General features: G+C 51.9%; 2 protein-coding genes. Both read left to right on the top strand.

Annotation, left to right across the window (positions count from 1 at the left end; all coding sequences use genetic code 11):
- Positions 1 to 630: hypothetical protein (locus WFK85_RS23345; RefSeq protein ID WP_336821309.1), on the top strand; the 630-nt coding region annotated here is incomplete at its 5' end.
- 43 nt (positions 631 to 673) lie between these two features.
- A complete protein-coding gene (locus WFK85_RS23340; RefSeq protein WP_336709950.1) occupies positions 674 to 1,159 on the top strand; it encodes a CS1 type fimbrial major subunit in 486 nt (161 codons plus the stop codon).
- The last annotated feature ends 25 nt before the right edge of the window (positions 1,160 to 1,184 follow it).

Genomic DNA, 1,184 nt, shown 5'->3' with positions numbered 1-1,184 from the left:
ACCCTCGCCAAACGCATTTATAACTCCGGGGATGCCACGGCATTTGTACGCGTTGAGGTTAGTGAAATAGTTTATAACGAGCACAGCCCGGCAAAGGAAATTCCGCTTGATAATGCGGCCATTGTTAACGGGCAGGGCGCCGGGGTTATTTCGTCCCCGCCGCGGCTAATTATCCCTGCGGGCGGAATGCAAACCAACAGACTGGTCTATACCGGCGCCCGGAATAAAGAGTCTTATTATCGCGTGCGTTATATTCCCGTCGTGCCGAAAAACAGGGATGAATTTACGCTCAGCAAGGACGAAGTTGAAAAGTATCAGGATGCCATCAACGCCAGCGTCAGCGTACTCACCGGGTTTGGCACCATTGTGACCGTTCATCCCAATAATGTTCGCTTCGATACGCAAATTACGGATAAAGGTAAAAAACTGCTTATCAGCAACAAGGGGAATGCCTCCGTGGTTATCAGCGACCTGAAATCCTGCGATGCAACACTTAAAGACTGTAGTCCACCCGTCAATATTCAATTAAGGCCCGGCCGGAGCCTGGAGCGGGACATTGTGCCGCAAAAAATCTGGCACTACACGCTGAATGAAGGTGGTCAAAAAAAGGCGCTGAAATCAGGTTCGTAATTTGAAGTAACCCTGTTCTCTCTGTTATCAAAAGGAATGATATATGTACGCAAAAAAAATGACTTTACTCGGTGCCCTTCTGGCGACGGCATCGGCGGTTCACGCTGCTCCTCTGCAGGTTGATTTCAACGTAGAGGCGGCGATCCCTGCTACTGATTTCTTCGTCACGCCAGTTAACGGCTGGAATGCCCAGACGCAAAAAATGGCATGGAATGCGGCGACGGGCTCTCTGGATGGATTTTCTCAGCAGCTGCAAATGAAAAATTCCGGCGGGGGCATTAAAGCCTATCTGGCCGGGCAGCCTGTGCTCAGCTCGGCCGGCGGTACGGATACTATTGATCTCCAGGTGAATATTGCCGGCCAGACGTTGCCGGTTGACGCCGTGTCAGCGGTCACGCTGTACAACACGACCGAAGCCGCAGCAGAGAAAACGGCCACCCTGACGGTAAGCCAGAAATCTGCTGGCACTAAACCAACGGCCGGGACCTACATCGGGGCCGTGACCATGATGTTTGATACCGCGCCTTAATTTTAGCGGCGGCAGTATTCATGGT

Source organism: Cedecea sp. VD22, assembly GCF_037150195.1.
GTDB lineage: Bacteria > Pseudomonadota > Gammaproteobacteria > Enterobacterales > Enterobacteriaceae > Cedecea.
This window is presented reverse-complemented; position numbering and strand designations above follow the sequence as displayed.